This is a genomic window from Enterococcus sp. 125944, assembly GCF_051909435.1.
Taxonomy (GTDB): Bacteria; Bacillota; Bacilli; order Lactobacillales; family Enterococcaceae; genus Enterococcus_D; species Enterococcus_D gallinarum.
In genome coordinates this window covers 1-17,370 of the sequence record NZ_JBQASY010000026.1, presented here as the reverse complement: position 1 = coordinate 17,370, position 17,370 = coordinate 1, and the positions used below count along the sequence as shown (strand labels likewise).

The 17,370-nt window shown below is 35.2% G+C and carries 20 protein-coding genes; 16 read left to right on the top strand and 4 right to left on the bottom strand.

Annotated elements, in window-relative coordinates; genetic code table 11:
• The first annotated feature begins 82 nt into the window (after window positions 1–82).
• The 11 genes from ACTFWY_RS16135 (at window position 83) to ACTFWY_RS16085 (ending at window position 10,543) form a co-directional block, all read left to right on the top strand.
• Entirely contained in the window at window positions 83–346 is a 264-nt protein-coding gene (locus ACTFWY_RS16135) for a hypothetical protein (RefSeq protein ID WP_081131250.1), read from the top strand.
• Window positions 347–420: 74 nt separating this feature from the next.
• Window positions 421–1,221 carry a hypothetical protein gene (locus ACTFWY_RS16130; protein WP_439926770.1) on the top strand — a complete coding sequence of 267 codons (801 nt, stop codon included), beginning with the start codon at window positions 421–423 and terminating at the stop codon, window positions 1,219–1,221.
• Between the two features lie 30 nt (window positions 1,222–1,251).
• Entirely contained in the window at window positions 1,252–1,728 is a 477-nt protein-coding gene (locus ACTFWY_RS16125; protein ID WP_081131251.1) for a GNAT family N-acetyltransferase, read from the top strand.
• Window positions 1,729–1,776: 48 nt separating this feature from the next.
• Entirely contained in the window at window positions 1,777–2,301 is a 525-nt protein-coding gene (gene rimM / locus ACTFWY_RS16120) for a ribosome maturation factor RimM (RefSeq protein ID WP_003127690.1), read from the top strand.
• A complete protein-coding gene (gene trmD, locus ACTFWY_RS16115; protein ID WP_003127691.1) occupies window positions 2,291–3,046 on the top strand; it encodes a tRNA (guanosine(37)-N1)-methyltransferase TrmD in 756 nt (251 codons plus the stop codon). The genes rimM and trmD overlap by 11 nt, the downstream gene beginning before the upstream one ends.
• Window positions 3,047–3,303: 257 nt before the next feature.
• Complete coding sequence (gene rplS, locus ACTFWY_RS16110; RefSeq protein ID WP_002357176.1) at window positions 3,304–3,651, top strand: 50S ribosomal protein L19; 348 nt, start codon at window positions 3,304–3,306, stop codon at window positions 3,649–3,651.
• A gap of 359 nt (window positions 3,652–4,010) precedes the next feature.
• Window positions 4,011–4,682: a hypothetical protein gene (locus ACTFWY_RS16105; RefSeq protein ID WP_439926763.1), complete on the top strand. Its 672-nt coding sequence runs from the start codon at window positions 4,011–4,013 to the stop codon at window positions 4,680–4,682.
• Window positions 4,683–5,111: 429 nt separating this feature from the next.
• The gene (locus tag ACTFWY_RS16100) at window positions 5,112–8,705 is read left to right on the top strand and encodes a SpaA isopeptide-forming pilin-related protein (protein ID WP_423118922.1); all 3,594 of its coding nucleotides are present in this window, start codon (window positions 5,112–5,114) and stop codon (window positions 8,703–8,705) included.
• 99 nt (window positions 8,706–8,804) lie between these two features.
• The gene (locus tag ACTFWY_RS16095) at window positions 8,805–9,743 is read left to right on the top strand and encodes an LPXTG cell wall anchor domain-containing protein (RefSeq protein WP_113850092.1); all 939 of its coding nucleotides are present in this window, start codon (window positions 8,805–8,807) and stop codon (window positions 9,741–9,743) included.
• Window positions 9,744–9,761: 18 nt separating this feature from the next.
• On the top strand, window positions 9,762–10,112 hold the full coding sequence (locus ACTFWY_RS16090; protein WP_060815221.1) for a hypothetical protein: 351 nt from the start codon (window positions 9,762–9,764) through the stop codon (window positions 10,110–10,112).
• The gene (locus ACTFWY_RS16085; protein WP_113850091.1) at window positions 10,112–10,543 is read left to right on the top strand and encodes a DUF961 family protein; all 432 of its coding nucleotides are present in this window, start codon (window positions 10,112–10,114) and stop codon (window positions 10,541–10,543) included. Before ACTFWY_RS16090 ends, ACTFWY_RS16085 begins: the two co-directional genes overlap by 1 nt.
• A 210-nt stretch (window positions 10,544–10,753) precedes the next feature.
• Here ACTFWY_RS16085 and ACTFWY_RS16080 read toward each other — a convergent pair whose 3' ends face one another.
• A complete protein-coding gene (locus ACTFWY_RS16080; protein ID WP_113850090.1) occupies window positions 10,754–11,323 on the bottom strand; it encodes a hypothetical protein in 570 nt (189 codons plus the stop codon).
• 115 nt (window positions 11,324–11,438) lie between these two features.
• On the opposite strand from ACTFWY_RS16080, the gene ACTFWY_RS16075 reads away from it, so the two are divergent.
• The 5 genes from ACTFWY_RS16075 to ACTFWY_RS16055 all read left to right on the top strand — a co-directional run bounded on the left by ACTFWY_RS16075 (window position 11,439) and on the right by ACTFWY_RS16055 (window position 15,501).
• The gene (locus ACTFWY_RS16075; protein WP_439926760.1) at window positions 11,439–12,758 is read left to right on the top strand and encodes an FtsK/SpoIIIE domain-containing protein; all 1,320 of its coding nucleotides are present in this window, start codon (window positions 11,439–11,441) and stop codon (window positions 12,756–12,758) included.
• A complete protein-coding gene (locus ACTFWY_RS16070; protein WP_154731831.1) occupies window positions 12,751–12,915 on the top strand; it encodes a hypothetical protein in 165 nt (54 codons plus the stop codon). Before ACTFWY_RS16075 ends, ACTFWY_RS16070 begins: the two co-directional genes overlap by 8 nt.
• Window positions 12,916–13,453: 538 nt before the next feature.
• Window positions 13,454–14,629 (top strand): replication initiation factor domain-containing protein, encoded by a 1,176-nt coding sequence (locus ACTFWY_RS16065; protein ID WP_060815654.1) that lies wholly within the window; start codon window positions 13,454–13,456, stop codon window positions 14,627–14,629.
• 504 nt (window positions 14,630–15,133) lie between these two features.
• Window positions 15,134–15,331, top strand: a complete 198-nt coding sequence (locus ACTFWY_RS16060) for a hypothetical protein (RefSeq protein WP_049219549.1) — start codon at window positions 15,134–15,136, stop codon at window positions 15,329–15,331.
• 32 nt (window positions 15,332–15,363) lie between these two features.
• Window positions 15,364–15,501, top strand: a complete 138-nt coding sequence (locus ACTFWY_RS16055) for a helix-turn-helix domain-containing protein (protein ID WP_113809308.1) — start codon at window positions 15,364–15,366, stop codon at window positions 15,499–15,501.
• 224 nt (window positions 15,502–15,725) lie between these two features.
• Here the strand turns inward: ACTFWY_RS16055 and ACTFWY_RS16050 are convergent, their stop codons facing one another.
• From ACTFWY_RS16050 to ACTFWY_RS16040, 3 genes are all read right to left on the bottom strand, one after another.
• The gene (locus ACTFWY_RS16050; protein WP_423118932.1) at window positions 15,726–16,274 is read right to left on the bottom strand and encodes a hypothetical protein; all 549 of its coding nucleotides are present in this window, start codon (window positions 16,272–16,274) and stop codon (window positions 15,726–15,728) included.
• Between the two features lie 55 nt (window positions 16,275–16,329).
• On the bottom strand, window positions 16,330–16,623 hold the full coding sequence (locus ACTFWY_RS16045; protein WP_278019264.1) for a hypothetical protein: 294 nt from the start codon (window positions 16,621–16,623) through the stop codon (window positions 16,330–16,332).
• A gap of 192 nt (window positions 16,624–16,815) precedes the next feature.
• Complete coding sequence (locus ACTFWY_RS16040; protein ID WP_278019263.1) at window positions 16,816–17,157, bottom strand: hypothetical protein; 342 nt, start codon at window positions 17,155–17,157, stop codon at window positions 16,816–16,818.
• Between the last annotated feature and the right edge of the window lie 213 nt (window positions 17,158–17,370).

Sequence of the window (17,370 nt, the reverse complement as noted above, 5' to 3'; positions counted from 1 at the left end):
TTTTTCTATCCTGTTAGTTCATGCTCAAGACCTATGACAGATCGGCTGATTTTTGAGATAATAAGAAAAAGGAGGCGGGAGTATGTCACAAGTGATTGCATGGATCCTATTTATTTTTGTTTTGATCTTTATTTATAAAGTGGGGTCATTTATCTGGCGCACATTAGGCGTATTGTTTTTGCTATTTTTACTATGGATCTATCGGGATGTCATCTTTACACAAGTTAGCCAATGGACACGAGATTTCCGCTGGGATCAACTACCAACTTATTTGGACCAAGGAATTCAATGGGTAAAAGACGGCTGGCAAGCCTTGCAAAGCTGGATTTCGAATAGGATTAGCTAGGAACAGGAGACAAGCAAAGTTGTTTGTCTTTTTATTTTGGAAAGGGTATGCTCAATAAAAAGGGGGAAATCATCATGAAAAAAGAAATAGGTCTCCTAGTGACAGTATTGGCCATTGGGGCATTAGCAGGATGCGACACGAAAAATAACACGGATAAGTCTGAGTCAACCCATTCAAGCACTCATACTAGTACAACCATTTCTTCTGAAAGCAGTAGCAGTAGTAGTGAGGCAGCCTCCAGCAGTGCCGCGCAAACTTCAAGTAAGACAGTTACCCAAGCAGGAACACTGGATCAGTTGTCAGCTGCTTTTCCGCAGGATCGCTTGCCATCAGAGGTGCCGCTGACGGAGCAAAAGACCTTGAATGCTGCAACCGACGAAGGGGCAGATCAACTCTCTATCCTCTATTATCAGTTAAATGATCAACGAGAATTGAATGATCCATCATTGAACAATGAGACACCAGTCGCTAGCTACAAAAATGCTGCTTACGAAAATGAAGACCAAGCGGCGGAGGCTGTACATGCGAACCTTGATGAAGGCGGACAGGCGGTCGATCTAGGACATAACATCACTGGTCATATGCAAGGTGCAGCTGGTTCCAGTTATCTAAGTTGGCAAGAAGGTAATTGGAACTTGACGGTACGAGCAGTCAATCAAGAAAATCAAGATCCCGTGCCAGTAGCAAAAAAAATCGTGGCCTATTTAGAAGAAGCTATGCTGCCCGCTCCAGGAATTGGTCAAATCACCATTGATATGGGAAAATCAGATTACACGGCTAACAGCGTTTCTTGGCAAGACAGTAAGATCACTTATACCTTGCAACATCAAGATCCTTTATCCGCATTGAAAATGGCTGTCTCAATGAATCAATAAAAGAGCCAATCTAACGTGTAGGAGGAAGTCATGCAAATTACGTATTTATCTGATCCTCAAGAAAAGAAACAGATCGCACAAACCATTCTGGCTGATTTGCCGGAATGGTTCGGTCTGCCTGAAAGCACTGCCGATTATATTGAAAAAAGTGCCTATCAAGAAATGATCGTAGTAGAAAACAAAGGTTTTTTGACCCTTGTAAAAACAAGTCCAGCGACTGCTGAGATCTATGTTATGGGCGTATTGAAAGCCGATCACCATCAAGGAATCGGCAGCCAATTGATCCAAGAAGCCATCCGTTGGTGCCAACGAGAAAGTATGGCCTTTTTACAGGTTAAGACATTGGCAGAGACGCATCCAGACCAATATTATCAGCGTACACGAAACTTTTATCGATCTATGGGATTCTTGCCGGTGGAAACTTTTCCCACCCTTTGGGGAGCGGAAAATCCATGCTTGTTGATGATCCAAGCAGTTCCACCTCGGGAAAACACTAGAATTCCTTAACTGCGCATGCTAAAATGAGAAGGATTATAAAGGAAATGAGGACCAATCGTGACTGAATTTTTAAATGTAGGAAAAATTGTCAATACCCACGGAATCCGGGGAGAAGTACGAGTGATCTCGCAAACCGATTTCCCAGAAGAACGCTACCGTAAAGGGCAACGATTAACACTGTTTCGAGAAAATAAAGCACCGCTGGAATTAACCGTCGCTGGTCATCGTAAACACAAGAATTTTGATTTATTGACATTCGAGGGGTACCCCACGATCAATGATGTGGAACCTTTGCGAGACGGTATCTTAAAAGTTTCAAAAGACGAATTAAGCGAACTAACAGAAAATGAGTATTACTATCATGAAATCATCGGCTTGACCGTCATTGATGAGCAAGCCAGAGAACTAGGAAAAATCAAAGAAATCCTATCTCCCGGTGCCAATGATGTTTGGGTAGTCCAACGCAAAGGCAAAAAAGATGCGTTGATTCCCTACATCGAATCAGTGGTAAAGCAAATTGATTTGGATAAAGGCGAAGTGCATATTGAGATCCCAGAAGGGTTGTTGGATGATGAGGATTGATGTTTTAACCTTATTCCCAAGAATGTTTGACGGCCCAATGGGGGAATCGATCATTGGAAAAGCTCGGGAAAAAGAGCTTCTAGAAATCAATGTCTCAAACTTTCGCGAATTTTCGGACAACAAACACCAAACAGTAGATGACTACCCTTATGGCGGAGGGGCAGGGATGCTGCTGAAAGTTCAGCCGATCTATGATAATTTAAAAGCGATTGAAACTGCCACCCCGCAAACCAAAAAACGTATTATCTTGTTAGACCCTGCCGGTAAGAAATTCGATCAAAAAATGGCCGAATCTTTTTCGCAAGAAGAGCATCTGGTATTTATCTGCGGACATTATGAAGGGTATGATGAACGAATTCGTTCGCTAGTGACGGATGAAGTTTCTCTCGGGGATTATGTTTTGACTGGTGGCGAATTAGGCGCGATGGTGATGATCGATGCGACCGTTCGTTTGCTGCCTGAAGTGCTAGGAAACGAGACGTCTGCGCAGACTGATTCCCACTCCACAGGGTTGCTTGAACACCCGCAGTACACGCGACCAGCAGAATTTCAAGGGATGACGGTCCCACCAGTCTTGATGAACGGCAACCACAAACTGATCGAAGAATGGCGCTTAAAAGAATCCTTGAGACGAACTTATCATCGGCGACCTGATATGTTGGCGGATTATCCCCTAACAGCAGAAATGAAAAAAATGCTACAAGAGATCGACGAAGAAGCTTCGGCAGAGGATGAATCAAAGTAAGAAATCTCAGTATCTAGAATCGCACCTGCAATCAAATGAAACCACCACAACGGATACTAGAAGCACCAGTCTAGTCCGTTGTCTTTTTTATAGAGACAAAATAAATGTCGGGAAAAAAAGCTGGTGACAAGAAATTTGTCTTTACATGAGCTGGAAAGTTATGGTAAGATATTTCAGTGAGTGTAAACTCAACTATTACGATATTCCGCTGGAGCAAATTGCTTTAAGAATGTTTGGGAATAAGGAGAATGATAAAGATGAATCCATTGATTCAAGAATTAACTCAAGAACAATTACGTACTGACATCCCAGCTTTCCGTCCTGGGGACACTGTTCGCGTTCATGCGAAAGTTGTTGAAGGAACGCGCGAACGTATCCAGTTATTTGAAGGTGTTGTTATCAAACGCCGCGGAGCTGGTATTAGCGAAACTTATACCGTTCGTAAAGTATCAAATGGTGTAGGTGTTGAACGTACCTTCCCATTGCACACACCACGTGTTGCACAAATCGAAGTTGTTCGTTACGGTAAAGTACGTCGTGCAAAATTGTACTACTTGCGTGCATTACACGGAAAAGCAGCTCGTATCAAAGAAATCAGAAGATAAACACGGAAAACTTCCTTGGAAATCTGAAATCTGTGAAAAGTCCTTGTATATCAAGGACTTTTTCTTTTTTCTCTATCACATTTTTAATATGTTTTGGGCCTTTTTTTCTAATGTTCTCTCAAATTGTCCTGAATCTCCCAATATTGACTACTATTATCGTCAAAATACCGAAAAAATTAGTAGTCATTTTGACGACAAATTTAATACGAAAAATACCTAAACACTTACCGAATTTAGCAATTTTTGAACCCGAGTTGCTAAAAAGGTTGAATGCTTTCGAAAAAAGCAAAACATATACGATTGTGCTAAAAAGTTTATGTGATAGGTTTCTATTTAAATAATTTTAGGAGTTTTTTGTAATGGGAAAAGATAAGCGTATTGTTTGGAAGGATCAAAGCGATTTAAAAATTATATTAACAATTAGTCAGTTTATTGAAACTTACGAAATAAAATCTAGTCGAGAATATCAGAAACAGTTATCGAAAAATCCACATTCAGCTCCCAGCATGTGGTTTATTATTAATAAATATGGCTCGTGGAATAATTTGCTGAATAGCATTGGAATTGATAATAACGGATTTAAAAAATGGGCTAGAATGGAGACCGATGAATTAATAAAAGTGGCACAAATATTTATTGATTCAGAAAAAATAAAATCACAACGCGTTTATGAAAAAAAGTCTGCTGGTAAAGATGTTCCGTGTTTAAGCACTTTAAAGAATAGATTGGGCGACATTCGTTTTCTTTTTAAAAAGGAAGTGAATAAGGGATTAACTAATTTTGAGATACTTTTAGAGCTTAAGAATGAAATAATTAGACTTAATATGGAAGATGATTTATCTATGACAAAATTTCAAAACTATTCAAAATCCAAACATCTTCCATCTGTATATACAATTTTGAGACGGACAAATAAGACATGGGAAGAATTGATGAGCGAAATTGGGTATGATTATAAAGAAATAAAAATAAAAAAACAGAGAAATAATTTGCGTTGTAGATCAAAAAAAATATGTTCAAGATATGAATAAACAAAGTATTTTTCAGCATATTTTTATCTGTACCATTATTTTAAATATCCATAGCAGTTTATTCATGATTTATGAGGTTTAAAATACAATACTGAATTCACTGCTTATTTTCATGTTACTGCTTAAACTTTGTATTTTAATAGAAAATAGAGATGTGAACGAAAAATATTTATTTCTATTACAAAAGGTAAAAAATTTGATTTAAAAGCTAAATGTACAGATGAGTTTTGAATTTTTCTCCTTCAAATTCAAAATGAGAGTAGTAGGTATGATAGGAATATATCAAATATTAAGATAGATACAATATGCATAATAGGCTATGCTTCTTTAGATTTTTTGATTAAGAACACAATAAATAGTTTACGTCGATACTTATTAAGTTATCGACGTTTTTTTTTATAAAAAATTTATAAAAGGAGGTTTCTTGATATGATAAGAAACAAAAAGCTTTGCTTGAAAGTTGCTTTATTGGCAGCTTTTTGTCAAGTATTTTTTTGGGTAGGCTCACTGACAACACAAGCAGAAGAAATAACTCAAGGAACAACTGTTTCTCAAGTTTCTCCTACTTCAAATGAAGTTGAAGTACAATCCGATTTACCAAAAGAGACTGCCAAAGAAGAGATATCGACAGAATTTGTTCCACCAACAGAAGCACCTTCAATGAACGAAAAAAGCGTACTCGATGAAACCATCGGTAAAAGCCAACAACCAGGAGATAGTCCAGTTGTGGCAGAAGAAATACCAATAGAAACACCTGAAGTTCAAACAATTTTTGAAAAGGAAAATTCATCAGAAAAAAGTTGTTCTACTGTAATAAACGAAGGAACAGAATCAGTTCAATCAGAAGATTCAAAAGAGGCAACGACTCCGATTGAATTGACGAAAGAAGAAATGAATTCTAATACTTCACTTTCTTCTGAAAAAGAAGAGAAAACAGCTCTTTCGACAGAATCTCATGAACCTGAATTGAAAAAAGTTGAGGAATCAGGTGATACACAAAAAGAGAAAATAAAAAAAGAAGCTGTTTCTTCTACTTCTTCAAAAGAAGTTACATTGATTGTACCACAAACCGCTCGAAGTGCACGGGTGCGACGTGCAACCAATACAGCAGTTTTGGGTGGTCGGAAAATTGATTGGGGCGAAAATATTGGTGTTATTTCTAGTGCCAATAATCCCAATTTCACTTTAAATTACATGGTTCGTTTTGAGATTAATGGACAAGTAGCATTTTGTATTGAACCTGGTGTCGCAGCCGCAGAAGGTCAAGTTTATACAGCTACTGCTTTAGAAAACTATTTGAAAGATTTAAATATACGAAAAAAAACAAGCTTGATCTCTTATTTAGGATATGTCACAAGCAAAGACAAATCCGATGAACAATACATTGCGGCACAATTTATGATTTGGGAAGTTTTGGGCACAAAAATTCCAATTAAAAATATCCGTATTGACTATGATCGTCGAAAAGCAGAAATTCAACGTTTGCTTAATAATTTTGATGTAAGAGCTACTTTTCATAATCAAACACATACGGTAAAAATTGGCGAAACGTTAAAAGTAAAAAGTGGCAATGACTTTCTACAACGTGTAAAAGACATTCAAAAGCCAAAAGGTGTTAATGTATCTATTCATGATAATGAAGTATGGATTACAATCACAAAAGAGGCACCAGAAAAGGCAAAAATTCATTTCAATCAAATTGAAGCATTAGGCGTGCCATTAGCGTATCGTCGTCCAGGTGCTCAAACAATTGGGGTGCTGAATCCTTTTGTACCTGGTGACTCTGTTGTCAATTTGACCACTTTGAAACAAGGAAACATTCGTGTCTTTAAAGAAGATGCAGAAACCGGTGTGAAAGCACAAGGTGCAGCTTCTTTAGAAAATGCAGTGTATGGCTTGTATCAAGCAAATGGGAAGAAAATCAAAGAAATTACATTGAAAAATATCAATGGCAAAGTACAGGCAGAAATCAAAGATCTTGATCCTGGTAAATATGTTTTAAAAGAGATCAAAGCACCAAAAGGTTATGTACTTTCTGATGAAGCAATTGAAATCGTCGTTGAACCTGGAAAAACTGTCAATACGATCGCAAAAGATCAAGTGATCAAAGGAACCATTGATTTAGTCAAAGTCGCAAATAAAGATTTAGTCGATTCAACCAATCCAGACAACAAACCAAAATTAGCTGGTATTGAAATCTCTTTGACGTCAAAAACAACTGGAAAAGTGGTGAAAACAGTTGTGACAGATAATGATGGTTACGCTACTTTTGGTAAAAATACCGTTGTCTTTGATACGTACATTCTTTCTGAAACCAAAGGAAAAGAAGGATATAAACTGTTTGAACCATTCGAAGTCACAATTTCTGAAAATGGGCAAACCTTCCATTATGTTTTAGAAGACAAAGTAATCGAACAACGTCTTAAAGTGGTGAAAGTGGATCAAGAAACAGGGAAAGTCATTGCTCTATCTGGTACCCAATTCAAAATTTGGGATAAATACGCAAACAATGGTAAAGGTGGCTATGTATCGATGGCATTACCGAATGATACAGAGGTTTCAGACATATTTACAACAAACGAGAAAGGGTACTTTGTCACAACGGATACATTGAAATACGGAAAAAATCGTTACGAGTTACGAGAAATCAAAGCACCTGAAAAATATGTTCTAAATAAAACGCCTTATGTCTTTTCAGTAACAGACGACACCAATACGATTGAATTAATCTACTTCGCTAACCGTTTAGCGAAAGCCAACGTAGAGGTTTTCAAATATGATACTAGTACGAATTTTGATCAAAAAACGGCGATTGCTGGTGTTGGATTTGACCTATTCAAAAAAGATGAAACAGGCACAACCTTTGTTGGTACATTCAAAACAGACAAAAAAGGTAAAATCAATGTGAAAGACTTATTGGTTGGCGATTACTTCTTTAAAGAAGTGAAACCATTAGCAGGGTATCTGGTCTTAGATAAAGACGTACCATTTACTGTAACGGTTGATAAAGACGGTACAGTGATTGCACTAGAAGTGGAAAACAAACGGATTCCACCTAAAATTGGTACTACAGCTATCGGTAAGTATACAAACCAACAAAGAGTGACCCCATTGAAAAAAGTAACGATTACAGACACTGTAAAATACAGTAATCTAATCATCGGAAAAACTTATACCGTCAATGGTGTTTTGATGGATAAGGAAGAATCTATCACAGCAGGAAAAGACGTACCGTTGTTAGTAAATGGTAAACAAATTACCGCAAGTAAAGTGTTTGTCGCAAAAAATCCTAACGGAATGATTTCCCTTGACTTTGTCTTTGATGCTAGTGCATTAGCTGGAAAAGAGATAGTCGTATTTGAAAATATCTATCGTGACGGACGCTTAGTTGCGTCTCATACAGATATTCACGATAAAGGACAAACGGTTCGTATTGTGAACCCTATGATTCATACAAAAGCAACAGGTCAAAACGGCGAAAAACAATTACAAGCTTTACCAAATCAAAAAGTGAAAGAATGGGTACAGTTGAACGACTTAATTGTTGGTCAAACGTACAAAGTGCTCGTACAAGGTTATATTACACCTGATGGTGTGAAATTAGACGGTACAAGTGCTGAAAAAATTTTCAAAGCAGATAAGACAACTTTAGAGTTCTTATTTGAATTTTTGGTAGATGGACGTAAGCTAGCAGGCAAAGGATTATCTTTTGCAGAATGGTTAGAAGCCCAAAGTGAACCAAAAGATGAAAACGATTATGAAGTTCGATTTGAACAAATCGCAAACCACAACGTAGACTTAAAATCAGAAGATCAAACGGTTTATTTTGTAGAAGTTCCAAAAGTACCGGAACCAAAAATTCCTGAAAAATCACAACCTTTTAAAGAGGTGAAACAAGCTTCAGTAGTACCAATGTTGCCAAAAACAGGATCAGAAGATACTGTATTATGGATGATCATTGGTGTGCTATTTGTTTTAGCAGCAGGTCTTACATTTTACGAGTTACGCAAAGTCAAAGACTAAGTAGGACAAACAAGCGGTTAGATGCCTAATCGCTTGTTTGGTTTTAAAAAAGTTATTGCATAAGTAACATTTGAAAAGATAAGAAATGTTCTTCGTTTTATGAAGAAAAAAGAAAGGAAAAAGAGAATGAAGAAGCTATTTTTCGCATGTTTATTTAGTTCCGTAGTTCTTGCTGGTGGAATAAACGTTTTTGCAGATGAAATAGGTATTACACCAGTTACGCCACCTGTGATAGAAGAAACAACACCTGTTATTCCAATTCCAGATATTTCTAAAATAGATGAGTCTGTTCCGGATCAACCAACTCCTGTTGATCCGGATATATCTTCAGAAGTAACTGAACCAACAACACCCGTTGTTCCTGATCTAACGGAAAATTCAGAAAATGAAACACCAGTTGTATCGCCTTCTACTGGAGAAACAACGAATGATAAAGATACTACACCAACTACAAGTGAGTCTTATTCGGGAACTAGTTCGGTAGATAATGATTCAAAAATAGACGATTTTAGTTCTTCATCTACTACAATAGATACACCAAAAGAAACAGAAAAGAAAAATGATTTAGGAGCTCCCAAAAATTTAACACCTGAAAATCATATAAAGACTGTATCGGAAAAGGAAATGACTGTTTCAGTCAGTTCAGATGGAAAAATTGTACAAGGAACGGGTACCGAAAAATCAATTCCTATTGTGACAAGTAATTTAGAAGAAATTAATCATGTCCCAACACCTGAAACTCCTTTACAAGTAGCGACTGGTCAAGCGATTGTTGGGGTACAAGATGGTGTACCACTTGTACAAGATAATCAAGGGAATTTGGTAGAAGATTTATCCATTCCTGTAAAAAAACTACCTAGCGGCAATATTGAAATCAAAACAATCGATGGGAAAACAAAAGTATTGCCAAAAACAGGTGAAGAACTTCAAATTAGTTTAACTATCCTTGGTTCTCTTTTAACAGCAGTAACCGGGGGCATTTTTTATGGTAAAAAACAATGGCGTCATTTGCGTCATATGTTTAAGAAAACTATTTAGTAAGGAGAGAGAATAAAAATGGGTTTATCTTATGTTGCAATTAGTCAGGAAGAAGTATTGGGAAAGTGTTTTAATCAAAAACACGTTGGCTCGACAGGTGAACGAGATCGTCGAGGAAATATGAAGAAAGTAGAGTGGGAGATTTTTCAGATGAACTCTGAAAAGATGGGAGAAATTGAAGTGCGTGTAGCTGTCGGTGGTGCGCCTAAAGCCATGCGATACAATGCAGAAGTGTTACTGGCAAATCCTAGAATTTCTCGTCGAGCAGATGTACGAAATATTGGAAATGACGGTGAAACAAACAAAATAGCACGTAATAGGTTTTATTTGTTAGTCGATCGTGTAGAAGTAAAAGGAGGAAATAACTAATGACACTAGAATTTGATCAAGGAATTGTCCCAGGATTGGTAAAAGAAACACTAGGAGAAATCTATTTTGTCAAGGCACAACGTCCACGTATGCTGTATGAAGATAATGAAAACACAGGAGAAATTAAAGAGCGTCCAGTTGAATTTTCAAGTGCTACCCAAGAAACAATGTTCGTGGTGAATTTTCCACCAAAAACAAATTTGGATGGATTAAGTTTTGGCGATGTAGTGGAATTAGAAGAGGTGGAATTTCGTTTTTGGATTTCTATTGATCGCGAATCAATGAGTAATCGAGCAGAGAATGATTTGAAAGTATCTGCGCTTCGTTATAAAAAAACAGGAAAAAACATTTTTCAAATGGCTACCTCAAATCATGTTCTTTCTGCAAAAGAAAAAACAGAACCAAACAAAGGTAATGTAAAGAAAGAGTAGTGAATACCACTACTCTTTCTTTTTTGTAGAATTGAATAAGGAAGGAGAAGACGATATGGGGGAATTAGATTAGTTTTCAGCATTGCTTGGGTAAATTTTTGGATTTATTTAGGATTTAGATGGTGGTTAGATATAATTTATCCTTTACGCATTTTGTATTATTTAAGTATTGTATTGTATATGCATTGGCTGATTTTTATGGCACTAGTTTTAATTAAAATTTTTCATCCAATATATTAATAATTCAATGAAAAAAATAGATGTTATTAGTAATAAATAATAATAAAAATGACGAGAATAAACCCATATTTTATTTTTATAAAGCCCAAAGTTTATTCTATACATGTTGCTGTATCGAGGAAGTCCAGATTTTCTTCTAAATTTATTTAAGTCTTTGTAGTAGTAATGAGAAAAATTTTTATATTCATAATTATATTTTTTGAATTGTCTAACATTAGTTGGAATACCTAAATTTAATATTCTTTGTAAATAATACGTAGTTGTATAGGACAAAGCAAATTCTAAATCAGTATTGTGAATTTCATCATATAGTAGAGTTAGATTTTTATGAATTGTATTGATATTTTGGTCGTCCACTTCTTTAAATAAAGATTTGCCAATAGTGTTTTGAAAAGGAATAAAAACTTTGTGTAACAAATGGTCAATGATAGGATTTATTCGATTAGATTTTTGATTAGTACTAAATGTGTATAACCCTATGCTTATATTGATAGCGATTAAAATAATATTTAAGTATGAAGAAATATCAGAATGTTGCATGTGAGTATCCTCCTTTCTTTTTTATTATAACAAAGATAAATAAAGAAAAAAGTGGACATTAATTCATATAAATACCTTTTGATAGTTTTTAAAGACAAAAAGGAGACGAGAATAAATGTTTCAATACAAAGGTACTCGTATTCGAAACAGGCATAAACATGCCTCTGAACGATTTATTTTTTATCTTATGTTGCCGGTTCTGTTGCTAATGAGTGGATTCTTTTCTCTCTTTTACACAACGATCACATGGGAATGGTGCTGTGTTTATTGGATAATCGCATTTGGTTTAGCTGGTCTATTTTCATATATGTGTTTGTATTTTTGGTTCTATAATATTTATCAACGATTGATTCATAAAGGAAAATTAGCAGGGATGGTACATAGTCGACGATTGATTCTTGAAAGAGTATTGAAAAATGGTCGTCGGAAAGTGGTGTACTATCCTAAAATTTTTTATCACTATAAAAATGGCTTGATTCATGTTCGATTGCCGTTAGATTTAGGCCCCTTTCAAGATCGGTTTAATGAGATGGCTGGGCAACTAGAAGAAGCCTTTTTTTGTGATTTAGTAGAAGAGCAACGAGAGAAAAATTATATTTGTTATACCTTTTTATACGATGTGGAAAAAAATCGTATTGGGATTCGAGATATAACCGTAAAAGATGGCATAATCACCTTAATGAAGAATGTTCAATGGGCATTTAATAAAGCACCACATGCCATAATTATAGGAAGTACTGGAGGTGGAAAAACGTATTTTATGATGTCTTTGATCTATGCATTATTACCGTATGGTACATTTGATATTTGTGATCCAAAACGTGCAGATTTGGCTAGTTTAGAAAAAATACTAATTTTTAAAGATCAAGTTTTTTATGGTGGTGGTATTTTATCTTGTTTAATAAATCTAGCTAAAGAAACCGCTAATCGATACGATTTTTTAAGAGAACAGCCCGAGTATGAGTTAGGGTACGATTATACTTATTATCATCTAACTCCTCATTTTTTGGTGATTGATGAATGGGCAGCATATTATGCATCGTTAGATACTAAAGAAAAAAAGAAGGCAATGGGATGTTTGAACCAAATTGCTTTAATGGGTCGTCAATGTGGCGTGTTTTTAATTTTAGGTACCCAACGCCCAGATACAAAGTATTTGGACGGCGCGATACGAGATAATTTTGGTTTACGTGTAACACTGGGAAGAGTATCCAAAGCTGGGTATAAGATGATCTTTGAACATACAGTAAAATCATTATTTAATAAGCCGATTAAAGGTCGTGGTTATATTGATTCGGGAACCGATCAAGTACGAGAATTTTATGCGCCATTTATCGATATAACAAGATTTAACTTTTTTGCGGAATTTAAACAACTATCTGATCAATTAATGGCTGAAAAAATTAAGGAGACGAAAGAGGGAAAAAATGTATGAAGAAATCCCAGCTACATGTGGAACTCGATTAGGAATAAAAGATTTAATGATTGACTCTTTTTTGGCAATTGTTTTCAGTGAGAAGAGATTAAGCTTCTTTATCAATAAAAAAGTAGAGAATCGTTGGAGAGTAGAACGTATGTATCCAACGAGTTAACTGATTGGTTACAGTTGCCTTATGACAATTATCGAAGGCGAATATGACGGGTTTTTACTTCAAATAAAAGTGCTCGATCCTATAGTGACCAAATTGTCGAAAAAGCAGCGGAACAGCCTGTTTTTTATGGACGATTCAAAGGACTTTCCTGTTCTTATGTTAAAAGTAAAGACCGGTCTCGACTGTACCTACAAGTAGAGGATATTAACTTGTCCTTTGCGTTGCCAGAAAATTAAATTTGTCCTCATTAGAATACGGAAGATGCTGTGCGTATGCTCCACAAGCAAACAAGCCTCAGGGCGGAAGGACGCGGAAGCGTCCTAGCGTTAGCGAAAGCCCTGAGGTGCAGGATGCGTTGTGGGGCGTGCGCGTAGCGCACGCCTAAAACCCCCATATTCTAACAGGGGGGTAGAATTTATATTCGGTGGCAAAGATGGGTGATTGAAACATTGATATAACACTATTTTGCTTCAAAAATTTTGTGATATTTTTCTTCGCTTTGTAACATAAAATATCACAAAAGAAAGGAAAGATATATTTGGATGGGACACAATTAAAGCAAATGCGGTTAAGTCGGAATTTGACGCAGAAATTAGTGGCAGATACATTAGGGTGGCCACAATCTTTTTTATCAATGATAGAAAATGACCAACGAAGTTGCTCGAAAGAACAAGAAGAAGCACTTTGTGAATTTTATGCGAATTTTTCAAGTTTTACGAGTTTAGAAATTAAATTTGATTATGTCCGTGTACGAGTTCCGACAAATGATACGAAAACAGTTGTGGAAGAAATTTTGGGAATGGATTTTAACTCTTTTTTTTATGCAGAAACCCGCTTATATGGTTATATTGAAATGTATCAAAAAGGCATGATCCGTGTATTAAATTCTAAAAAAGGTGACGATAAAGGAGTGTTGATCGAATTATCTGGTCAAGGCTGTCGGAATTATGAAAGTGTACTGGATGAACGAAATGATAGTTGGTATCAATTCTTTACACGATGTGTCTCTTTCAATGGTGTGCCTCGAAGAATTGATATTGCGGTAGATGATTTTGAAGAACTATTTTCTTTACATGAATTTGCACAAAAACTAAATCGTGGCGAATTTGATTCAAAATTTCGAACCTGGCGATTTCAAGAAGAAAAACAGTTGTTAGATAATCTAAGTAGTGGCTTATCTGTTTATTTAGGTAGTTCACAAAGTTTGATGTATTTTTGTTTTTATCAGAAAAATTATGAAATTGCAAAAAAGCAGAAACTTCCGTTGGAAGAGGTCGAGGTAAAAAATCGTTATGAAATTCGCTTACGTGATGCAAAAGCGGTCAGTTTTATTGAACAATACTTAAATAAAGTAGATTTTTCAGATTTAACGATGGGGATTTTATCCAATCAGTTAATAATGTTTGAGGGAGAGAAAAACACAAATGTGTGGAAACCATGGGGAAAATTGATTCAGAACGTTGGAAAAGTCAATTTGACAATGACACCAGAAAAGCCAAATTATAATCGGAAATTGATGTATTTAAAGACACAACCTGCTCGTACAATGAAGATTGTAAAAACTGTGGATGAAATTTTAGGATTGAATCGATTTGGAGAAATTTTAGAAGAAACAGAATTACGGGAACAAGATGAAAAAATTGTAGAAGATGAGGTGCGTGCTGTTTATGAATATATACAAGAAAATCCAGACGCGATTCATTATTTGCTATAAAGCTTGCGATAAGATGGGTGAAACATGATTAAAACAGAAGACCAATGATGGGGAAAGTATATGATTGCTTGTTAACAATTAATAAAAGAAACGATCCTATGTGTTGGAAATGATCTACAGTTATTTAAAGAATATTTAGATTATCAATAATCAATCAAAATGTTACATGTAGAAATAGGGGAAGTATTAAGCTACCGTATTAGTGATTCGTTAAAATATTCGTTGACAAAGATTTATTTATATGCAACACAAGTATGTGGATATACGAAAAAGCAGTAAAAACAATGATGAAATATGACGATTTGCCAAGCAAGATATCCTAGATTTACAACAAGTATTGGAAGAAAAACTATATCTATATATGAAAAATAGAGGGGAAAAGAAATGATTCGATTTTTATTTTCTGTAGGTTGGCATTTTTTGAAATTACTGTTTCTTTTAGTTTGTATTGTCTGTAGTATTATTTGGTTATTAACACTTTAAAGAAAGGAATATGTTGGAAAAATGGGACAGTATTTTCTTACCGGTGTTTGGTATGTATTGAAATTAGTGATTATTTTAGGTATTGCCTATATTTGTTTTAGAATTTTATTATCGGGAGAAGGAATGCCAACGCCAAAAGATTTTATCATAAGCGTGTTGAATTTTGTGGCGGATCAAATACAAGTGATAATTCATTGGGCGCAGCAACGTTTTGGATAAAAAAATATATTTAAAAAATTTAATGTTTAGAAGTGGGCTATGTGATAGAAAATTTCGAGTATAAGTTATCTAGATTGCCAAAGAAAAAGGGAGCTACACAAAAAGAGCTGGCTAATAAATTAGGTGTCAATGTACAAAGCGTTTCTAATGTTGAGGAAGATAAGAGCTAACTACATTTAGTAATTTAGAAAAAGCAGTTTCTTTCTTTGATGCTTCATCGATTGAATTATTTGGTACGAATAGGGATCGAATAATTGCAGATGTTCCATTAATATTAGAAGATATGGATAATTTGTTTGAAAAAATTCGAATGATCTTTATGACTGAAAAAGTAATCAAACAATTAAAAAACAGTTTCTGTTTTTGATGGAAAAAACCTATCAAAAAGAATCAATTATTGATCTTTTTGATAGCCTTTATTTCGTTGATGGAATCCATTTATTAGCTGTTTCAACAATCGTTGTTGTAAAAAAGAATTGTTTTGGATGCGTAATTCTGGATAGCCTTCAATGGCTTGATTTTGCTTTTCAAATGCTTGTTTTGCATAATATGCTTCACGATCTAAAATAAATAGATAATCTGTTTGAAATGCTTCAAATGTACAGATTTTTTGAGTTTTTAACAAATGAAGATAGGTATTGACAAAATGTTCTACACACATAAGGTTTTTTTTGTGTGTGGTAAAAAGATGTTCTTTAGCTAAAAAGTTAGTAGTAAGTGTGTCAGATAAATAAAAGTAATCTGGTGCGCGATCATATATTTCGACAAAATAGTCATAAAGTAAAGTAACTTTTTGTTTTTCTGCTAGAAGATACTCTATTTCTTTGGAATAAAATTCATCAATTTGGTGAGTGTGTTTAATAACTTGAACAAATAATTTCATATAGTGTTGAATGAATTCTGTTCGTTCGATTGGTTCACCAAAGGGTTGAAGTATGGCCATCATTCTTTCTCCTTTCACTCAAGGGAAAAAATCTCTTGAGAATGAATACATGTATTTAGTAAAAAAATATTTTGACTGCTTCGATGGTTTTTTTTCCAGTTTGTTTTGCGATAAGTTTAGGTAAAATCTGTTGTAACCATTGTTGGTCAGGTACCTGATCGAAGAAGTAGCCGATTGTTGTTAAAATGAGTGTATCTGTTGTATGTTCAACTAAACGTACAGATTGAAAAGGACTTAACCCAGCAACATAGTTCAAAATATTTTCATCTGTTTGTTCAAAAGATCCTAAATAGTTATTGGTATTCCGATCGTAAGAATCAACGATAGGAATAGCATTTGTTCTTAGCATTGCAATCTCTCCTTGATTAGAAATACTCAGTTATCATTTTTTACCGATAGATTTAGAAGCAAGAACTCTTAATTTATGCGTTGTTGGTAAATTGTCAGACCGTTCTTCACCTAAGATTTCATATAGAGTTATTGGTTTCATTGTTCTTGCTCCTTTTATTTTTGTAACGTTGACTAAGAGGGAAATTCCCTCTTAGTAATAACTGCTTTCATAAACCGGTTGATTATCATAGCGGTAAAATGTATCCCAACTGCGATTACCGTATAATTCATTGGGATATAAGGCTGGATTAATTCGTTTTCTAACAATGCTGTCTTTGGTTCGTGCAAGCGGATAATCAATAAATTCATTTGGTATTGGCATAGTTTCTCCACTCATAGAAGTATAGTTTTTTACAGTTTGCTTTTTGATGGGTCGAAACCATGCTGTTTTTTCGGTTAATTTAATAATTTGCCAAAAAGTAACGTTGGTTTGTTCATAGCCCCAACTACTATAAAAAATGTCTCCTACTTTGTATGGTGTATTTGCTTTCATGATCTGTTCCTCCAATAATGTTTGATTTGCCTTATTTGATGCTTAGCCGAATCAACCAACCATTTTCGGCAGCAAGTTGTCTCCGAGGCGGGTGACCTTTTGGGAGATTTCAATTTCTTTTTGTTTCCATTCACCTCACTTTTTTGTTTTGGTTGGTCATTTTCGTATAGCTAAGCGTTCGTCGGCGTGCTTTTAGGTCACAACGTGTGGTAA

Bases quoted from the DNA above. Each gene is read 5' to 3' on its own strand.
- ACTFWY_RS16080 (WP_113850090.1), bottom strand. From the start codon at position 11,323: ATGCAACATTCTGATATTTCTTCATACTTAAATATTATTTTAATCGCT.
- ACTFWY_RS16130 (WP_439926770.1), top strand. From the start codon at position 421: ATGAAAAAAGAAATAGGTCTCCTAGTGACAGTATTGGCCATTGGGGCA.
- ACTFWY_RS16095 (WP_113850092.1), top strand. From the start codon at position 8,805: ATGAAGAAAAAAGAAAGGAAAAAGAGAATGAAGAAGCTATTTTTCGCA.
- ACTFWY_RS16050 (WP_423118932.1), bottom strand. From the start codon at position 16,274: ATGGCCATACTTCAACCCTTTGGTGAACCAATCGAACGAACAGAATTC.
- ACTFWY_RS16040 (WP_278019263.1), bottom strand. From the start codon at position 17,157: ATGAAAGCAAATACACCATACAAAGTAGGAGACATTTTTTATAGTAGT.
- rplS (WP_002357176.1), top strand. From the start codon at position 3,304: ATGAATCCATTGATTCAAGAATTAACTCAAGAACAATTACGTACTGAC.
- ACTFWY_RS16060 (WP_049219549.1), top strand. From the start codon at position 15,134: ATGGGACAGTATTTTCTTACCGGTGTTTGGTATGTATTGAAATTAGTG.
- ACTFWY_RS16090 (WP_060815221.1), top strand. From the start codon at position 9,762: ATGGGTTTATCTTATGTTGCAATTAGTCAGGAAGAAGTATTGGGAAAG.
- trmD (WP_003127691.1), top strand. From the start codon at position 2,291: ATGAGGATTGATGTTTTAACCTTATTCCCAAGAATGTTTGACGGCCCA.
- ACTFWY_RS16070 (WP_154731831.1), top strand. From the start codon at position 12,751: ATGTATGAAGAAATCCCAGCTACATGTGGAACTCGATTAGGAATAAAA.
- ACTFWY_RS16085 (WP_113850091.1), top strand. From the start codon at position 10,112: ATGACACTAGAATTTGATCAAGGAATTGTCCCAGGATTGGTAAAAGAA.
- ACTFWY_RS16100 (WP_423118922.1), top strand. From the start codon at position 5,112: ATGATAAGAAACAAAAAGCTTTGCTTGAAAGTTGCTTTATTGGCAGCT.
- ACTFWY_RS16075 (WP_439926760.1), top strand. From the start codon at position 11,439: ATGTTTCAATACAAAGGTACTCGTATTCGAAACAGGCATAAACATGCC.
- ACTFWY_RS16105 (WP_439926763.1), top strand. From the start codon at position 4,011: ATGGGAAAAGATAAGCGTATTGTTTGGAAGGATCAAAGCGATTTAAAA.
- ACTFWY_RS16045 (WP_278019264.1), bottom strand. From the start codon at position 16,623: ATGCTAAGAACAAATGCTATTCCTATCGTTGATTCTTACGATCGGAAT.
- ACTFWY_RS16135 (WP_081131250.1), top strand. From the start codon at position 83: ATGTCACAAGTGATTGCATGGATCCTATTTATTTTTGTTTTGATCTTT.
- ACTFWY_RS16125 (WP_081131251.1), top strand. From the start codon at position 1,252: ATGCAAATTACGTATTTATCTGATCCTCAAGAAAAGAAACAGATCGCA.